Origin of the sequence: Pseudomonas sp. HPB0071 (genome assembly GCF_000478505.2) — a bacterium.
GTDB classification, from domain to species: Bacteria; Pseudomonadota; Gammaproteobacteria; order Pseudomonadales; family Pseudomonadaceae; genus Chryseomonas; species Chryseomonas luteola.
The window spans coordinates 597831-612032 of the sequence record NZ_KI517367.1 but is presented as its reverse complement, the minus strand read 5'-3'; the positions used below and the strand labels follow the sequence as shown (position 1 = coordinate 612032).

Annotated in this window: 16 protein-coding genes; 5 read left to right on the top strand and 11 right to left on the bottom strand. The window is 55.4% G+C overall.

What is annotated here, in order from left to right; translation table 11 throughout:
- Positions 1 to 5 precede the first annotated feature (5 nt).
- Both HMPREF1487_RS03080 and HMPREF1487_RS27865 read right to left on the bottom strand, forming a co-directional pair.
- The gene (locus tag HMPREF1487_RS03080) at positions 6 to 1292 is read right to left on the bottom strand and encodes a M18 family aminopeptidase (protein WP_010795131.1); all 1287 of its coding nucleotides are present in this window, start codon (positions 1290 to 1292) and stop codon (positions 6 to 8) included.
- Positions 1293 to 1515: 223 nt separating this feature from the next.
- Complete coding sequence (locus tag HMPREF1487_RS27865) at positions 1516 to 1800, bottom strand: hypothetical protein (protein WP_230382114.1); 285 nt, start codon at positions 1798 to 1800, stop codon at positions 1516 to 1518.
- Between HMPREF1487_RS27865 and HMPREF1487_RS27860 the strand changes: the two genes are divergently transcribed.
- Positions 1714 to 1887 carry a hypothetical protein gene (locus HMPREF1487_RS27860; RefSeq protein WP_230382098.1) on the top strand — a complete coding sequence of 58 codons (174 nt, stop codon included), beginning with the start codon at positions 1714 to 1716 and terminating at the stop codon, positions 1885 to 1887. The two genes, HMPREF1487_RS27865 and HMPREF1487_RS27860, sit on opposite strands and share 87 nt — an antisense overlap.
- A gap of 59 nt (positions 1888 to 1946) precedes the next feature.
- Here HMPREF1487_RS27860 and HMPREF1487_RS03075 read toward each other — a convergent pair whose 3' ends face one another.
- From HMPREF1487_RS03075 to minC, 4 genes are all read right to left on the bottom strand, one after another.
- Positions 1947 to 2582 (bottom strand): RluA family pseudouridine synthase, encoded by a 636-nt coding sequence (locus HMPREF1487_RS03075; RefSeq protein WP_010795130.1) that lies wholly within the window; start codon positions 2580 to 2582, stop codon positions 1947 to 1949.
- Positions 2583 to 2642: 60 nt separating this feature from the next.
- On the bottom strand, positions 2643 to 2903 hold the full coding sequence (gene minE, locus HMPREF1487_RS03070; RefSeq protein ID WP_010795129.1) for a cell division topological specificity factor MinE: 261 nt from the start codon (positions 2901 to 2903) through the stop codon (positions 2643 to 2645).
- The gene (gene minD / locus HMPREF1487_RS03065) at positions 2900 to 3715 is read right to left on the bottom strand and encodes a septum site-determining protein MinD (RefSeq protein WP_010795128.1); all 816 of its coding nucleotides are present in this window, start codon (positions 3713 to 3715) and stop codon (positions 2900 to 2902) included. Before minD ends, minE begins: the two co-directional genes overlap by 4 nt.
- A gap of 167 nt (positions 3716 to 3882) precedes the next feature.
- The gene (minC, locus tag HMPREF1487_RS03060; protein ID WP_010795127.1) at positions 3883 to 4644 is read right to left on the bottom strand and encodes a septum site-determining protein MinC; all 762 of its coding nucleotides are present in this window, start codon (positions 4642 to 4644) and stop codon (positions 3883 to 3885) included.
- Positions 4645 to 4767: 123 nt separating this feature from the next.
- Here minC and HMPREF1487_RS03055 point away from each other — a divergent pair, with 123 nt between their 5' ends.
- Both HMPREF1487_RS03055 and HMPREF1487_RS03050 read left to right on the top strand, forming a co-directional pair.
- A complete protein-coding gene (locus tag HMPREF1487_RS03055; protein WP_010795126.1) occupies positions 4768 to 5700 on the top strand; it encodes a lipid A biosynthesis lauroyl acyltransferase in 933 nt (310 codons plus the stop codon).
- A gap of 16 nt (positions 5701 to 5716) precedes the next feature.
- Positions 5717 to 6946: a patatin-like phospholipase family protein gene (locus HMPREF1487_RS03050; protein ID WP_010795125.1), complete on the top strand. Its 1230-nt coding sequence runs from the start codon at positions 5717 to 5719 to the stop codon at positions 6944 to 6946.
- Here HMPREF1487_RS03050 and HMPREF1487_RS03045 read toward each other — a convergent pair.
- From HMPREF1487_RS03045 to HMPREF1487_RS03030, 4 genes are all read right to left on the bottom strand, one after another.
- A complete protein-coding gene (locus HMPREF1487_RS03045) occupies positions 6940 to 7791 on the bottom strand; it encodes a pirin family protein (RefSeq protein ID WP_010795124.1) in 852 nt (283 codons plus the stop codon). The genes HMPREF1487_RS03050 and HMPREF1487_RS03045 overlap by 7 nt on opposite strands.
- Before the next feature lie 159 nt (positions 7792 to 7950).
- Entirely contained in the window at positions 7951 to 8739 is a 789-nt protein-coding gene (locus HMPREF1487_RS03040) for an MlaA family lipoprotein (RefSeq protein ID WP_010795123.1), read from the bottom strand.
- A complete protein-coding gene (locus HMPREF1487_RS03035) occupies positions 8732 to 10039 on the bottom strand; it encodes an alpha/beta fold hydrolase family protein (protein ID WP_010795122.1) in 1308 nt (435 codons plus the stop codon). Before HMPREF1487_RS03035 ends, HMPREF1487_RS03040 begins: the two co-directional genes overlap by 8 nt.
- Before the next feature lie 88 nt (positions 10040 to 10127).
- Positions 10128 to 10616 carry a GNAT family N-acetyltransferase gene (locus HMPREF1487_RS03030; RefSeq protein WP_010795121.1) on the bottom strand — a complete coding sequence of 163 codons (489 nt, stop codon included), beginning with the start codon at positions 10614 to 10616 and terminating at the stop codon, positions 10128 to 10130.
- A gap of 185 nt (positions 10617 to 10801) precedes the next feature.
- On the opposite strand from HMPREF1487_RS03030, the gene HMPREF1487_RS03025 reads away from it, so the two are divergent.
- Positions 10802 to 11650 carry a glycine betaine ABC transporter substrate-binding protein gene (locus HMPREF1487_RS03025; RefSeq protein ID WP_026004140.1) on the top strand — a complete coding sequence of 283 codons (849 nt, stop codon included), beginning with the start codon at positions 10802 to 10804 and terminating at the stop codon, positions 11648 to 11650.
- A 39-nt stretch (positions 11651 to 11689) separates the two neighbouring features.
- Here HMPREF1487_RS03025 and HMPREF1487_RS03020 read toward each other — a convergent pair whose 3' ends face one another.
- Positions 11690 to 12154 (bottom strand): MaoC family dehydratase, encoded by a 465-nt coding sequence (locus HMPREF1487_RS03020; protein WP_010795119.1) that lies wholly within the window; start codon positions 12152 to 12154, stop codon positions 11690 to 11692.
- 325 nt (positions 12155 to 12479) lie between these two features.
- On the opposite strand from HMPREF1487_RS03020, the gene fadD1 reads away from it, so the two are divergent.
- The gene (gene fadD1, locus HMPREF1487_RS03015) at positions 12480 to 14165 is read left to right on the top strand and encodes a long-chain-fatty-acid--CoA ligase FadD1 (RefSeq protein WP_010795118.1); all 1686 of its coding nucleotides are present in this window, start codon (positions 12480 to 12482) and stop codon (positions 14163 to 14165) included.
- Positions 14166 to 14202: the final 37 nt, after the last annotated feature.

Here is a 14202-nt window from a genome sequence, read left to right as displayed (position 1 = left end):
CTGCCTTATGGCAGTACATGGCTGGAATAGAAGGCTTTAAGGACTTTCACCAGATAATTCAGGTCATGGCTGCCAGCGAGTTCGCGGATCGAATGCATGGCAAACGTCGGCAGGCCGATATCGACTGTGCGAACGCCCAGTTGGCTGGCAGTAATCGGGCCGATAGTCGAGCCACAACCCATATCGCTGCGGGTCACAAAGCTTTGAACCGGTATTTCATTTTCCAGGCAGAGATGACGGAAAAATCCACCGGTTTCGCTGTTGGTCGCGTAGCGCTGATTGTTATTGATCTTGATGACCGGCCCGGCATTGAGTTTAGGGCCATGATTGCCATCATGCTTCTCGGCATAGTTCGGGTGTACACCATGAGCATTGTCGGCCGAGATCAACAGTGAACGGGCGATGATCCGGGTAAAGTCCTCACCTTCCGGCAGGGCACGGCGCATGACTTGCTCAAGGAACGGGCCGTCCGCGCCACAGTGAGAGCTCGAGCCCACCTCTTCGTGGTCTGTGCATACCAGCACGCAGCTTTCATTGCCATCTGCCGACAGCAGCGCTTCCAGACCGGCATAACAGGACAGCAGGTTATCCAGGCGGGCGCCAGCAATGAAGTCTTCATCCAGACCCACCACAGCGGCTTTCTGCACGTCATAGAACGATAGTTCGAAGTCCAGTACCGACTCGGCCAGGATGCCATGCTCCCGCTCCAGTTGCTCGGTCAGCAGCGCACGGAAATCGCGTCGCTCACTGGCCGGTACCTGCGCCACAATGGGGGGAAGCTCGTTCTGGGCATTAATGGGCCAGCCTTGATTGGCCTCACGATTCAAATGAATAGCCAGATTCGGAATGATAGCGATCGGACGTTTGAAGTCGATCAGGCGGCTATGCTGAGTGCCGGTCTGGCGAAAGGTGACACGACCTGCCAGGGACAGATCCCGATCGAACCAGGGCGCCATCAGCATACCGCCGTAAACTTCCACACCCAGTTGCCAAAACCCTTGCTTGTAGAGCTCTGGGTTGGGCTTTACGCGCAGGCAGGGGCTATCGGTATGAGCTCCAACCATCCGCAGGCCGTTGCGTAGCGGATCATCACCCAGGCGAAATGCGATCAATGAGGAGTCATTACGTGTAACGTAGTAACGTCCACCCGGACGAAGATGCCAGGTATCCCGCTCATCCAGCCGCTGGAAGCCGGCCTGCTCAAGACGGCGACTCATCGTGGCGGTAGCATGAAAAGGGGTAGGGGACGAAGCGAGAAAGTCGATCAAACCTTGATTGAGTGTGTCGCGCATGCGGTACTCCTTACAATATGCCCCTAGTCTATCCATTTATGCTGTTAGGGGGCTAACTCAGTTAGTCGATTAACGCGCCACAAGGTCGAAAAGGTGCCAATGCTTGTTGGCTCCCTTTGCCGTTTTCCCGGCCCCCCTCAGTTTCGTCAAAATGAATCAACGTCCAATCCGAGGGCAGCGCCAGAACAGAGGCCCTGTCCAGCACTGTGATGCCTGAGGCAGCCTAACTGTCTCTTTCTCTTTGTCCGAACAATTGACCGGCGAACAGCCCGTTTGGCCGTAACGCCGTGGAAATTGGGTGCCATAAGGTTTTGAAGGACGAGGGCTCGCGAAAGGAAAGCGAGAAACTCGCATTGATCAACTGACATTTGGGCAGCTCCAGTGTCTCGAAGCGCATTTGCGGCAGTGTAGTAAAGCGCTGATGCTGGCCTTCCGAGACACGAATGCTCAGGCGCTCAAGCGCCTCTGCCTGTGCATCAACGGCAATGACATCCCAGCCGCGCGCCAGGAGTTCGAGCGTGTCACGAGCTGTACCACAGCCAAGATCAAGCGCTGCTCCAGTGGGACCGTTCCAATGATCCAGCGCACGCAGTAGTGTAGAGCGGGTCGGCTCGTCACCTATGGCGTCGTAATAGCCGGTCCATTTGGGCCTTTTTAAAATGGTGCTGCGCTTTCAAAGCGCATGCGCTCACCTGTTTTGGGATGGGTCAGTGCCAGAAGGCTGGCATGCAGGCACAACCGGGGATGCGCATTCAAGGCGTCTTCATGAGCATAAAGCCGATCACCTAATAGCGGATGACCAATGGACAGCATGTGCACACGGAGCTGGTGGGAGCGTCCCGTAATAGGCGTCAACTCGACTCGGCTGTAATGACCGCAACGTTCTATGACGCGCCAGAAAGTCAGCGCGTGGCGCCCCAACTCGTGATCGACGACATGCCGTGGCTTGGTCGGTGGGTCATACCGCAGCGGTAATTCGATGCGGCCACTGTCGGCCTCAGGCTCACCCCAGCAAAGAGCGGTATAGGCCTTTTCAGTCTCGCGGTCATGGAACTGGCGAGAGAGTTCACGGTGGCTGTCTGCGTCGCGCGCAAGCACCATGATCCCGGAGGTTTCCCAGTCCAGACGGTGCACGATACGTGCCTCGGGGTAGCCGTTCTCCTGGAGGCGGGTTACCAGGCAATCCCTGTTATCTTCGGCTCGACCGGGAACCGAGAGCAGCAGGGTCGGCTTGTCTACTACCAGTAACGCATCGTCCTGGTGGATGAAACGGATATTTGAGAGAGGCATGTCACGTTCAGAAAAGAGCCCATCGGCGGTATGAGCCGCCGATGAATGACCAGCCAGGGATCAACGATCCCGGTCTGGCAGAGTGATGTTCAGTTCCAGAATCGAGCAGCTACCCTGGTTTTCCAATTCCACCTGGATCTGGTCCTGCTCGATCGGTACATATTTGCGGATGACTTCCAGCAGATCTTTCTGCAGCTGAGGCAGGTAGTCAGGCTGGGAGTGACGTCCGCGTTCGTGAGCGACGATGATCTGCAGCCGCTCTTTGGCGATGGAAGCGCTGTTTTGCTTCCTCCGATCGCGAAAGAAAGCAAAGAGGCTCATTCACTCCCCCCAAATAGTCGTTGTAGGAAGCCTTTCTTCTTCACATCGAGGAAGCGATGAGGCATTTCCTTGCCCAGCAGCCGCTCTACCGCGTCGCTGTAAGCCTGGCCGGCGTCGCTCTGTTCGTCGAGAATGACCGGAATACCCTGGTTCGATGCCTTCAGGACAGCCTGAGACTCAGGAATGACGCCGAGTAGACGGATAGCCAGAATCTCTTCCACATCCTCTACGCCCAACATTTCACCCTTGTTGACGCGCTCTGGGTTGTAGCGGGTCAGAAGCAGGTGCTCCTTGATCGCATCCTCGCCGTTCTCGGCGCGCTTGGATTTGCTGGCGAGCAGGCCAAGCATACGATCCGAGTCACGTACGGAAGAGACTTCCGGGTTGGTCACGACAATGGCTTCATCGGCATAGTACATGGCCAGATGGGCGCCTTTCTCGATCCCGGCAGGGGAGTCGCAGACAATATATTCGAAGTTACCCTTAAGTTCTTCGATTACCTTGCCGACACCTTCCAGCGTAAGGGCATCCTTGTCACGCGTCTGGCTGGCTGCCAGCACATACAGATTCTCGAGACGCTTGTCTTTGATAAGCGCCTGGGTGAGCGTGGCTTCGTTGTTGATGACGTTTACAAAGTCATACACAACACGACGCTCGCACCCCATGATCAGATCAAGGTTACGTAAACCCACGTCGAAGTCGACGATAACGGTCTTATGCCCGCGCAGGGCCAGACCAGTGCCGATGGCCGCGCTTGTGGTTGTTTTGCCGACACCGCCTTTACCGGAGGTGACTACGAGTACTTTGGCCAAGCTGATTCACCCTAAATTCGAAATAAGCTCACGGAATGAACGGCTGGAGTACCAAAAAATGGCCGCCGGAACACTACACAATACTCGGCTGGACTCCAGACGCCATTCGGGTCTGAAAGCGGTATCGATGACGCTACCGCTTCGTAAAAAATTCGCGGCAGTATCCGTTAAAGACGTGTGATGTTCAACACATCTCCAGACAGACTGATCTGAACAGGATTTCCCCACTGGGGATGTCTGCGCAAGTCTTCCGCTACTTTGTATTGTCCAGCAATCGAGACCAGTTCGGCGGTGAGTTGCTGGCAAAAAATTCTTGCTTTTGTGTCGCCCTTCACACCTGCAAGGGCACGACCTCGCATTGGCCCATACACATGAATATTGCCGTCGGCGAGCAATTCAGCTCCCGGACTGACCGAGGATAACACCACCAGGTCACCACCGGGTGCATAAAGCTGCATGCCGCCGCGTACGGGTGCCGTAATGACTTTGGTGGGGTTCACGGCAGGTTCGGCAGGCTTCTCCGGTTCAGGTGCAGGGTCTGCCGCTTTTGCCGGTTCCCGCTCGCGCAGCTCAAGGGCACGCTCGCGCCCTGCACCGCTTGCCGGAGGAAGCACCGGCAGATCGAAATCGTTGGCAGCCCGGATGTCCAGAGGCCGCCTGGCTCGAAGCGCCAGGGTTCGCAGGCCGTGGCGGCGACAGAGATCGAGCAGGGCACCCAGGTCAAGCGCTTCATCGTCTTCCTCGAGCTTGTCGAGCGATAGAATGAGCGGGGTGTCGTGAAAGAAATTGGGCGCCTGTGCCACCTTCTGTGCCAATTGACGGTCGAGGCGTGAAAGATCGTTGCGGGAGAGTTCCAGCACGGTAACGGCAAGCATGTTGCCCTTTAGCTGGAATACGGAATCGTTATCGAGAAGATCAACCTGGCTCATGTTGGGACCGCGTGCGTCAGATGCCGAGGACTTATAACGAGATGACAAGCATGTCGCAAGCATGGCTGCTTGCTAACGGTCAGGAATGTAGAATGCACCGTTTAATGTTTACCAGGATGTTTGATGGAACGCCCTCGTTTTCGACTTGCTTTTCTTCATCCCCGTTATTGGCTGCTCTGGCTGGGATTGGGCGTACTCTGGCTGATCGTCCAGCTACCCTATTGCGTACTGCTTCGCCTGGGTCGCGCAATAGGCTGGGTCATACTGCACGTTTCTGCCAGTCGACGCCATATTGCGATGCGCAATCTCGACCTGTGCTTTCCTCAATGGAGCGAGGCCGAACGTAAGCGTGTGCTCAGGGAAAATTTCGCATCGAACGGTATCGCCTTGATCGAGATGGCCATGAGCTGGTGGTGGCCCAGATCACGCCTGAGTCGGCTCGCTCATATCGAGGGAATCGAGCACCTCCAGCGAGCCCAACAAGAGGGCAAGGGGGTCATCCTGATGGCGTTGCATTTTACGACGCTCGAAATCGGCGCTGCGCTGCTTGGGCAGCGGCATACCATCGACGGAATGTACCGCGAACACAAAAACGCAGTGTTCGATTACGTGCAGCGCAAGGGGCGTGAGCGACATAATCTGGATGCCACTGCCATCGAGCGCGAAGATGTACGAGCCATGTTGAAGGTGCTCAGAGGCGGCCGCGCCATCTGGTACGCACCTGATCAGGACTATGGCGCTAAGCAAAGTATCTTCGTGCCGTTATTCGGAATTCAGGCCGCTACGGTTACTGCTACCACCAAATTTGCACGCCTGGGCCGGGCACTTGTCATGCCCTTTACTCAAGAGCGGCTGGCCGATGGGTCAGGGTACCGCCTGGTTATCCATCCGCCGCTGGAGGACTTCCCGGGTGAGACGGAGGAGACTGACTGCCTAAGAATCAACCAGTGGGTGGAAAAAGAAGTCAGTAAGCTGCCCGAGCAGTACTTATGGGCACACCGTCGCTTCAAGACGCGGCCAGCTGGCGAACCCAAACTGTACGCCAAAAGCGACTGAGTTCCGTCGCGCACCTATGACACGCTATGCTCAAGGCGATGTGTTTAACCTCGGACTCAAGGAAAGGGTGTTGGACGTTACTTCGGCTGTTCCTGTTACAGGGCTGATCCTGTCTGGCGGTGGCGCTCGGGCGGCGTATCAGGTAGGGGTGCTTTCTGCCATTGCTGAGCTGCTGCCTGCGGGTGCGCGCAATCCTTTTCCTGTCATCGTGGGAACATCGGCGGGTGCCATCAATGCAACGGTATTAGCCTGTGGTGCGCTGCAGTTCCAACTGGCCTGTCAGCGCCTGACCCAGGTCTGGCAGAATTTTCATATTGATCAGGTCTACCGCAGTGACTGGCCCGGCGTGATCCGGCAGGCCAGTCACTTCATTGGACAGAATGTCTTTGGTATACGTGGCAAGACGCCGGCGGCATTGCTGGATAATGCACCGTTACGCGCACTGCTAACTCGGGAGCTGGACTTTTCAGGTATTACAGCCGCAGTTAAGGCCCGGCATCTGCGGGCCATAGCTATTACTGCATTTGGGTATGACTCCGGCCACTCGATGACCTTTTACCAGGGGCACGGTGCGATTGATCCCTGGCTGCGTCATCGCCGGGTTGGGTTTCCCACTCGTCTGAATGTCGAGCATCTAATGGCCAGTTCGGCCATTCCGCTTATCTTCCCGGCAGTCAAACTGGGGCGTGAATACCTGGGCGATGGCTCGGTGCGTCAGGCGGCACCTATCAGTCCGGCATTGCACCTGGGGGCTAACCGGGTATTGATCGTGGGCGTCAGCAACAACCCTCACGCCGATGCCTCCCGTTCGGAGGACGCCTCTGCCGCAACCGGTAAGGCGCCTACACTGGCGCAGATAGGCGGGCATCTGCTGAACAGTACGTTTATCGATAGTCTGGAAAGCGACACCGAGGTGCTTGAGCGTATCAACTTGATGAGCCGAATGATTCCGCCCTCGGAGCAGCAGAAGCGTCTTGGTGTAAAACCGGTTGAAACGCTGGTGATCGCACCGAGCGAGCCCTTGGCTGAGATTGCGGCCCGCTTTCGACATGAGATGCCAGCGTCCCTGCGTTTGTTTCTTCGTGGGCCTGGTGCAACAAAGAAAAGCGGGTCTGCCGTATTGAGCTACCTGCTGTTCGAGGCAGGTTACTGTTCTGAGTTGATCGCACTTGGGCGGCGGGATGCCTTGGCCCAGCGTGATCAACTCATTCAGTTCCTAGGGCTGGAACTGGCCGCTGCTCACTGACCGAACTCGCCGCGCTGATAGTCACGCAAGGCTTGTTCAATCTGCTCACGTGTATTCATCACGAAGGGGCCATATTGAACAATGGGCTCATTCAGCGGCGCGCCTGCAATCAACAACACGCGAGCACCTTGGGCGGATCGAATCCGCAGCTGCCCTTCATCGCTCAGGCGAACCAGCCGATTGGTCGTTACAGGCGCCACGGTATCGCCTTCGACTTCAATCTGTCCTTCATACACATAGAGTAGGGCGCGATGCCCTTCGGGAAGGCGCGGACTGATAGCGCTTTGTGCCGGCATGATGAAGTCGAAATAATAAGGGTCCGTATCCGGCCGCTGCACGGCGCCCAGCTGCTGGTGTTCCCCGTCATCAAAATGGCCGGCAAGCACGACAACTTCAACACCCTGTGAGGTAGTCAGGCGAGGTACTTCTGCAGGCTCATAGTCACGGTAGCTGGCGGGTCCCATTTTGGTTTTGCCGGGCAGGTTCAGCCACAACTGGAAGCCTCGCATCAGGCCTTCCTGTTGCTCGGGCATTTCGCTGTGAATGATACCGCGAGCAGCCGTCATCCACTGCAGGCCACCAGGCTTCAGAAGACCTTGGTTGCCCAGGTGATCCTCGTGGCGCATACGACCTTCGAGCATGTAGGTGACGGTCTCGAAGCCGCGGTGAGGGTGGGCTGGAAAACCACCGATATAGTCATCTGCATTGGCTGTATCAAACTGGTCCAGCATGAGAAAAGGATCGAAGCGCTCAACGCCCTGGCCGGCAAATACTCGCGTCATGCGTACGCCCGCGCCATCAGAGGCGGGCTGGCCTGTATGCAATTCAAGAACGTTGCGGTACATGATTCGTGCTCTCCAAGCGGCCAGACAAGGTGTCTGATCTCTAGATGAGATCATAATACTTCATTTATTTTAATCTATTTATCCATATTATATGTATTTCATATCTAATAATATGATGCTTTTGGTTGGAAAGAAGCCGGCATGAGGCCGGCTTCTTTCTTATTCCTTTATTTGAAGCTTACGTGCTTCGGTATAGACGTAACGGACCTTCTCGTACTCAAACGGCGAGTTGAGCTGCCCATACCGGAAGTTGGTGATGTAACGTAGGTTGATACCGCGTAACAGTAGAATCTCCGGGTGACGGCCGCTTTCCTCATTTACATTCAGATAGTTGATCTGATTCTCGGCCAAGGTATCTACCGCAAAACCGCTGGCATCACGCAGATTGGACGGACCCAGTAACGGCAATACCAGATAAGGGCCGCTGGGAACACCATAAAAACCCAGCGTCTGGCCAAAATCTTCAGATTGCTTGGCTAGTCCCATGCGCGTAGCGGGGTCCCATAGGCCAAAGACGCCGATAGTAGTATTTAGCAGCAGACGCCCCGTGGTATTCAGAGCCCTTTTACCCTTGAGTTGCAGCGTGCTGTTCAGCAGATTGCTGATGTCACCCAGGTTGCTGAAGAAATTGCTAACGCCACTTCGCACGAAGCCCGGCGTGACCCGACGATAGCCATTGACGACAGGTAATAGTACCCATTCATCCAGGCGGTAGTTGAAGTGGTAGACGCGGCGGTTCCAGGACTCCAGTGGGTCATAGACATCCAGCGCATTGAGCGACGCCCGCTCGAACTCGCGCTGATCCAGGCCAGGGTTGAATTTCAGCGTGGACAAGGGGTTGGTAAACCCATCTGCGCCTACGGGTGAAGGTGATAAAGTTGACGAATCCGTATCGGCGAAAGCGTAAGCGCTAGCCAGTAAGGGAAGCAGGCAGAGGAATTTAGCCACGGGCGAAGAACTCCAGCATGGCGTCGGCGTTGACGCGATAATTAAGATTGCCGCAATGCCCGCCCAGCGGGTAAAGGGTCAGGCGTTTACCGAACGTACGACGTAGGAAGCCGATATCACCAGGACCAAGAATCAAGTCATCTGCGTTGTGCATCACGCCGATCTTGTCGCTCTCCTTGAGGTAACCTTCCAATGCCGTCAGGCTGGATTGCCTAGCCAGTTCAGCCAGGCTGGTGCCCTTGGTCGTCCGTTCCCAGAAGGGTAAGAGCTGGTCATACATGTAGCAGTCAAAATCGCATTGCAGGGCGCGAGCAAAGAAGCGCGACAGGCTGGTTCCCTGATCGATCGGGTAGTCGGGCGGTGTGATCAAGCCACGACGGTTGATCAAATCGGATGTAAAGGCAATGTCTGCCGCTGAAAAGCGGAACGATGTACCAATCAGCATCGCCATTTCTTCATTGCTCAAGCGTTGGGGCGACTGCTGAAAATCGAAAAGCAGGGCTTCATTGAGATCAACATGGCCTTTCTGCTGGAAGTAACGGGTCAGCTTTGCCAGGACTAGCTCGTAAAACGTCCGGTTGTTGGTTATCCCATTGACTTGGGTCTGAACCAGTCGATCGAGGTTGCGCACTGAGGTCAACAGATTGACCGGCGGGTTGAGCAGCAAGACACGAGAGAAGTTGAAGCTGCGCTGGCTCTCGTCGAGCTTGCTGACGAACGCTGCATCCAGTGCGCCCAGGCTGTAACCGGTAAGAAAGTACTTGGTTACAGGCAGTTTGGGGTGCTGCGCGCGAACGGCCTGCATGACGCGATAGAGGTCTTCTGCATCGCCAGGGGTGTAGCCGGGCGTAGCCTGCCGGGAAGCCGCTGCCATAAAGTCGTAGCTGGTGGGTGAGGAAAGCTGAACGACATGGTAACCCGCGCTGTAATACAGGCGCTTGAGGTACTCCGGTGTGCTGGATGAGTAGTTGGCGCCGGTTCCGGCAATGATGAAGATCAGCGGCGCCGGATGATCCTGCATCGCCAGACGATAGTGCAGCTTCTTGACCGGCCAGAAGTTATCCGGAAGTTCGTACTCCCGTTCAGGCCGCAAGTTGATGCTGTAGTCTTTCTGGTCGATTTCCAGATCAGTAGGCAGCAGTGGCTGCAATTCCAGCGGCGTGGAGGTGATAGTGGCTTCGAAGGGGTTGGTCAATGGGTAGCCATAGGTGGCAGCGTCAATATCAGCTGCGACACCACGACCGGAAAGACCAAGCAAGAGCGCACCCAGGAGAGCTGTGATGCGCAACGGGCTAAGCATAAGGAGAGTCCTTTCGCAGGGTTGCTTATTGGAATAAGCCTATGACCACAGCCTGATAATAAGGTGCGCTGTGCTTGTTGGCTCTCTATCAAATTGTGCGTTCGGCCAGATTGGTCAGGGTTTCGCCTGTTACTCGATTGACTGTCCATTCATCCATTGAGATGGCGCCCAGGCTGCGATAGAACTGGATCGCAGGCTCGTTCCAGTCCAGCACGGACCATTCCAGACGCCCGCAATTACGCTCTACTGCCAGCCGTGCCAGGCTGATAAGCAGTGCCTTTCCGAGGCCTTCACCACGCGCGGCAGGGCTGACATAGAGATCTTCCAGATAGATACCTGGCTTGGCGAGCCATGTTGAGTAATTGTGAAAGAACAGGGCAAAGCCAGCAGGCGTCCCGTCTATTTCCCCAATGAGCACCTCGGCGTAACGGCGCTCACCAAAAAGTGTCGCGCGCAAGCTGTCTTCAGTCGCCATGACCTGCTCAGGCATTTTCTCGTAGTCGGCCAGCTCTTTGATGAAAGTCAGGATGTGCGAAACGTCAGCGTCAGTAGCTGGGCGTATATTCAGGCGGGACATGTAAAAACCTCGACATCGAAAGCGCTAAGCATGCCGAGGCTATTTCCTAGAGGCAATAGAGGTGCCATTTCATTGCGGGTGTCGCATATGGCGGTTGCTCAGGTCGCTCTCAGGGCAGTCCCGTTTTCGTCGCCCTTGAAGATAAGGATGGCGCAGTGATGCCGTTTTCAAAAAGGGGACAGAGGATGCGAATGTTTCGAAAGGTAGTAGGCCTGGGTATGGTGCTCTTCCTGTCAGCAATGGCCAATCTGGCTATGGCGGCCAAGCCAACGGTAACCATTGGCTATGTAGATGGATGGGCCGACAGCGTTGCGACCACCTTCACGGCGGCCGAAGTCATTCGTCAGCAGCTGGGGTACGAAGTCAAGCTGATGCCGGTTGCAGCAGGGATCATGTGGCAAGGCGTTGCACGGGGCAAGCTGGACGCCATGCTCTCGGCATGGTTGCCTGGGACCCATGGTTCCTATTATGAAAAGATGAAGAATGATGTTGCCGACCTGAACGTGAACACACCGGACGCCAAGATCGGCCTGATCGTTCCTGAGTACGTAAAAGCCTCCAGTATTGCCGATCTGGCCGCCCAGAAAAGCGATTTTGGTGGGCGCATCGTAGGCATTGATGCCGGGGCGGGCGTCATGATCAAGACCGAGGAGGCGATCAAGGCCTATGATCTGGATTACAAGCTGGTTGCAAGCTCCGGCAGTGGAATGATTGCCGAGCTGATACGTGCGGAGCGAGACCAGAAGCCGGTTGCAGTCACGGGCTGGATTCCTCATTGGATGTTTGCCAAGTGGAAGCTCAAGTTTCTGGATGACCCCAAGGGCGTCTATGGCGGCTCCGAGCAGGTACGTACCATGGCTAATCCAGGACTGGAAAAAAAGGCCAAGCCGGTATGGGATTTCCTGAAAAAATTCTCCTGGCAGCCGGGAGAGGTCAATGAAGTCATGCTGGCCATTGAGGAGGGAAAAAAGCCTGAGCAGGCTGCAAAAGACTGGTTGAAAGCCCATCCTGACCGGGTCAAGAGCTGGCTCTAGACGATAAAGTAAAAGCCCCGCGTTTGCGGGGCTTTTACTTTAGCCAATGGTTACTGGCGGAAGCGTGCTCAATTCGATGCTCAATGCTTTTTTGGGGGCGAGCACCTCAGCTTCCCCATCAACCACTTGCTCATCGTTCTGATTGAAGACCCGTGTAGCCAGGCGCACTCGATTTTTCGGCAGCTTTTCCAACACCTCGATCTCGACCTTTAGCGTGTCGCCTAACTTGACCGGCTTGTTAAAGCTCAAAGTTTGTCCCAGATAGATGGAACCTGGCCCAGGCAGCTCACAGGCAATGGCAGCACTGATCAGCGCACCGCTCAACATGCCATGGGCAATCTGCTCACGAAAGACACTCTTGGCGGCATACTCGGCGTCCAGGTGTATTGGATTTCGGTCACCGGAAACCTCGGCAAATAAGAGCAGATCACGTTCTTTGATGGTACGGATGACAGAGGCCTTTTGGCCTACTTGCAGGGCTTCGTATGGGATATTGTCGGTCATGCTTGAAAGAAATCTCGTACTCTGTTGTTACGGTAAAGGGAAGACGATGCTGACGTAGTCGGCACTCAACGTTAAATCCAAGGACGCCAGGTTACGGCGATACGGCACGTTCTCTGCTATTTCAGTAGGTTATGACGGAGTATTATAAGTTTGTCTAAATACCACTCGTGACCATAAATCTTTTTTTAGTCATTTTCGTTACCAAGAGTCCGCTTTTCGGTGCTGGTGGAGACCTGTCAAAGCTGATAATCTCGGCTCGCCTTCATCGTATGAGTAGGCGATACAATCACAACAAGATCACGTTGTCGCTTAGGAGTGGGCTTCCATGACCCCGAATTTCTGGAAGGACAAATATCCGGACGGTATCGCTTCCGAGATCGACCCTGATCGTTATCCTAATGTCCAGACGGTCCTCAGGGAGTCCTGCGAGCGTTTCGCCGACAAGATTGCCTTCAGCAATTTAGGGCAGACCCTCACGTATCGTGAGCTGTATAGCCTGTCTGGGCAGTTTGCGGCTTATCTTCAGAATCATACCGATCTCAAGCCGGGCGACAGGATCGCCATACAGCTTCCCAATGTTCTGCAATACCCGATTGCCGTCTTTGGTGCCATGCGTGCGGGGCTGATCGTCGTCAATACGAACCCGCTGTATACCGCGCGTGAGATGCAGCACCAATTCAAGGACGCCGGTGCGCTGGCGCTGGTGTGTCTGGCCAACATGGCTCACCTTGCCGAGCAGGTCTTGTCCAATACGCAGATTCGCCATGTCATCATTACGGAAGTAGGTGACATGCTGCCTCCGCTCAAGCGCCTGGTGGTCAATAGCGTAGTCAAATACGTAAAGAAAATGGTCCCGGCCTACCGGTTGCCTCAGGCTGTGAAGTTCACGACTGCACTTGCCAAGGGGCGCCAGGGTGCTCTCAAGGAAAGCCAGCCGCACGGAGATGATGTCGCTGTGCTGCAATACACCGGAGGTACTACAGGTATTGCCAAAGGCGCCATGCTGACGCACCGGAACCTGCTGGCCAATATGCTGCAGTGTCAGGTTCTGATGGCCTCGAATATGAAAGAAGGCCGCGAGATTGTAATCGCGCCGCTGCCGCTGTATCACATCTATGCGTTCACTTTTCATTGCATGGCGATGATGCTTCTGGGCAACCACAACGTGCTGATCACTAATCCACGTGACTTGCCTACAATGATCAAGGACCTGTCCAAGTGGAAGTTCACGGGGTTCGTCGGGCTCAATACGCTATTTGTGGCGTTGTGTAATAATGAGGCCTTCCGAGCCTTGGATTTTTCTGCTCTGAAGGTAACTCTTTCTGGCGGTATGGCCTTGCAGCACGCGGTTGCCGAGCGCTGGGAGCAGGTAACCGGATGTGGCGTCTGTGAAGGGTACGGCATGACCGAGACCAGTCCTGTCGTCAGTGTAAACCCTATCCAGCATCGACGCATTGGCACCATCGGTATCCCGGTACCCTCTACGGACTGTAAGGTAGTGGATGAGGATGGCGTTGCCCAGCCGTTCGGGCAGCCTGGTGAGCTCTGTGTCCAGGGCCCTCAGGTCATGAAGGGGTACTGGAACCGCCCCGAGGCGACTGCCGAGGTGTTGAGTCCGGAGGGTTGGCTGCGTACCGGTGATATCGCAGTAATCGATCCAGACGGATATATCCGAATCGTGGATCGTAAAAAGGATATGATTCTGGTTTCCGGATTCAACGTGTATCCGAATGAACTGGAGGATGTACTGGCTCAGCTACCAGGCGTCCTGCAGTGTGCCGCGATTGGCGTGCCGGATGAAAAGGCGGGCGAGCAGATCAAGGTATTCGTTGTACCTAAGCCTGGTGCCTCCCTGACGACCGAGCAGGTGCTCAAGCACATGCACGATAATTTGACAGGCTATAAACGACCCAGGCAGGTCGAGTTCCGAGACAGTCTGCCTACGACAAATGTCGGCAAGATTCTGCGCCGCGAATTGCGTGATGCCGAGCTGAAAAAGCTCAAGGCCTGATCGGCTTTTCCTGCACAGAGCCCCGACTTTCGGGGCT

Coding starts and splice junctions, on each gene's coding strand:
- HMPREF1487_RS03035 (WP_010795122.1), bottom strand. CDS start 10,039: ATGCTTAGCCCGTTGCGCATCACAGCTCTCCTGGGTGCGCTCTTGCTT.
- HMPREF1487_RS03045 (WP_010795124.1), bottom strand. CDS start 7,791: ATGTACCGCAACGTTCTTGAATTGCATACAGGCCAGCCCGCCTCTGAT.
- HMPREF1487_RS03075 (WP_010795130.1), bottom strand. CDS start 2,582: ATGCCTCTCTCAAATATCCGTTTCATCCACCAGGACGATGCGTTACTG.
- minC (WP_010795127.1), bottom strand. CDS start 4,644: ATGAGCCAGGTTGATCTTCTCGATAACGATTCCGTATTCCAGCTAAAG.
- HMPREF1487_RS03050 (WP_010795125.1), top strand. CDS start 5,717: ATGACACGCTATGCTCAAGGCGATGTGTTTAACCTCGGACTCAAGGAA.
- fadD1 (WP_010795118.1), top strand. CDS start 12,480: ATGACCCCGAATTTCTGGAAGGACAAATATCCGGACGGTATCGCTTCC.
- minE (WP_010795129.1), bottom strand. CDS start 2,903: ATGAGCCTCTTTGCTTTCTTTCGCGATCGGAGGAAGCAAAACAGCGCT.
- HMPREF1487_RS27860 (WP_230382098.1), top strand. CDS start 1,714: ATGCTGGCCTTCCGAGACACGAATGCTCAGGCGCTCAAGCGCCTCTGC.
- HMPREF1487_RS03025 (WP_026004140.1), top strand. CDS start 10,802: ATGCGAATGTTTCGAAAGGTAGTAGGCCTGGGTATGGTGCTCTTCCTG.
- HMPREF1487_RS03020 (WP_010795119.1), bottom strand. CDS start 12,154: ATGACCGACAATATCCCATACGAAGCCCTGCAAGTAGGCCAAAAGGCC.
- HMPREF1487_RS03030 (WP_010795121.1), bottom strand. CDS start 10,616: ATGTCCCGCCTGAATATACGCCCAGCTACTGACGCTGACGTTTCGCAC.
- HMPREF1487_RS03080 (WP_010795131.1), bottom strand. CDS start 1,292: ATGCGCGACACACTCAATCAAGGTTTGATCGACTTTCTCGCTTCGTCC.
- HMPREF1487_RS03055 (WP_010795126.1), top strand. CDS start 4,768: ATGGAACGCCCTCGTTTTCGACTTGCTTTTCTTCATCCCCGTTATTGG.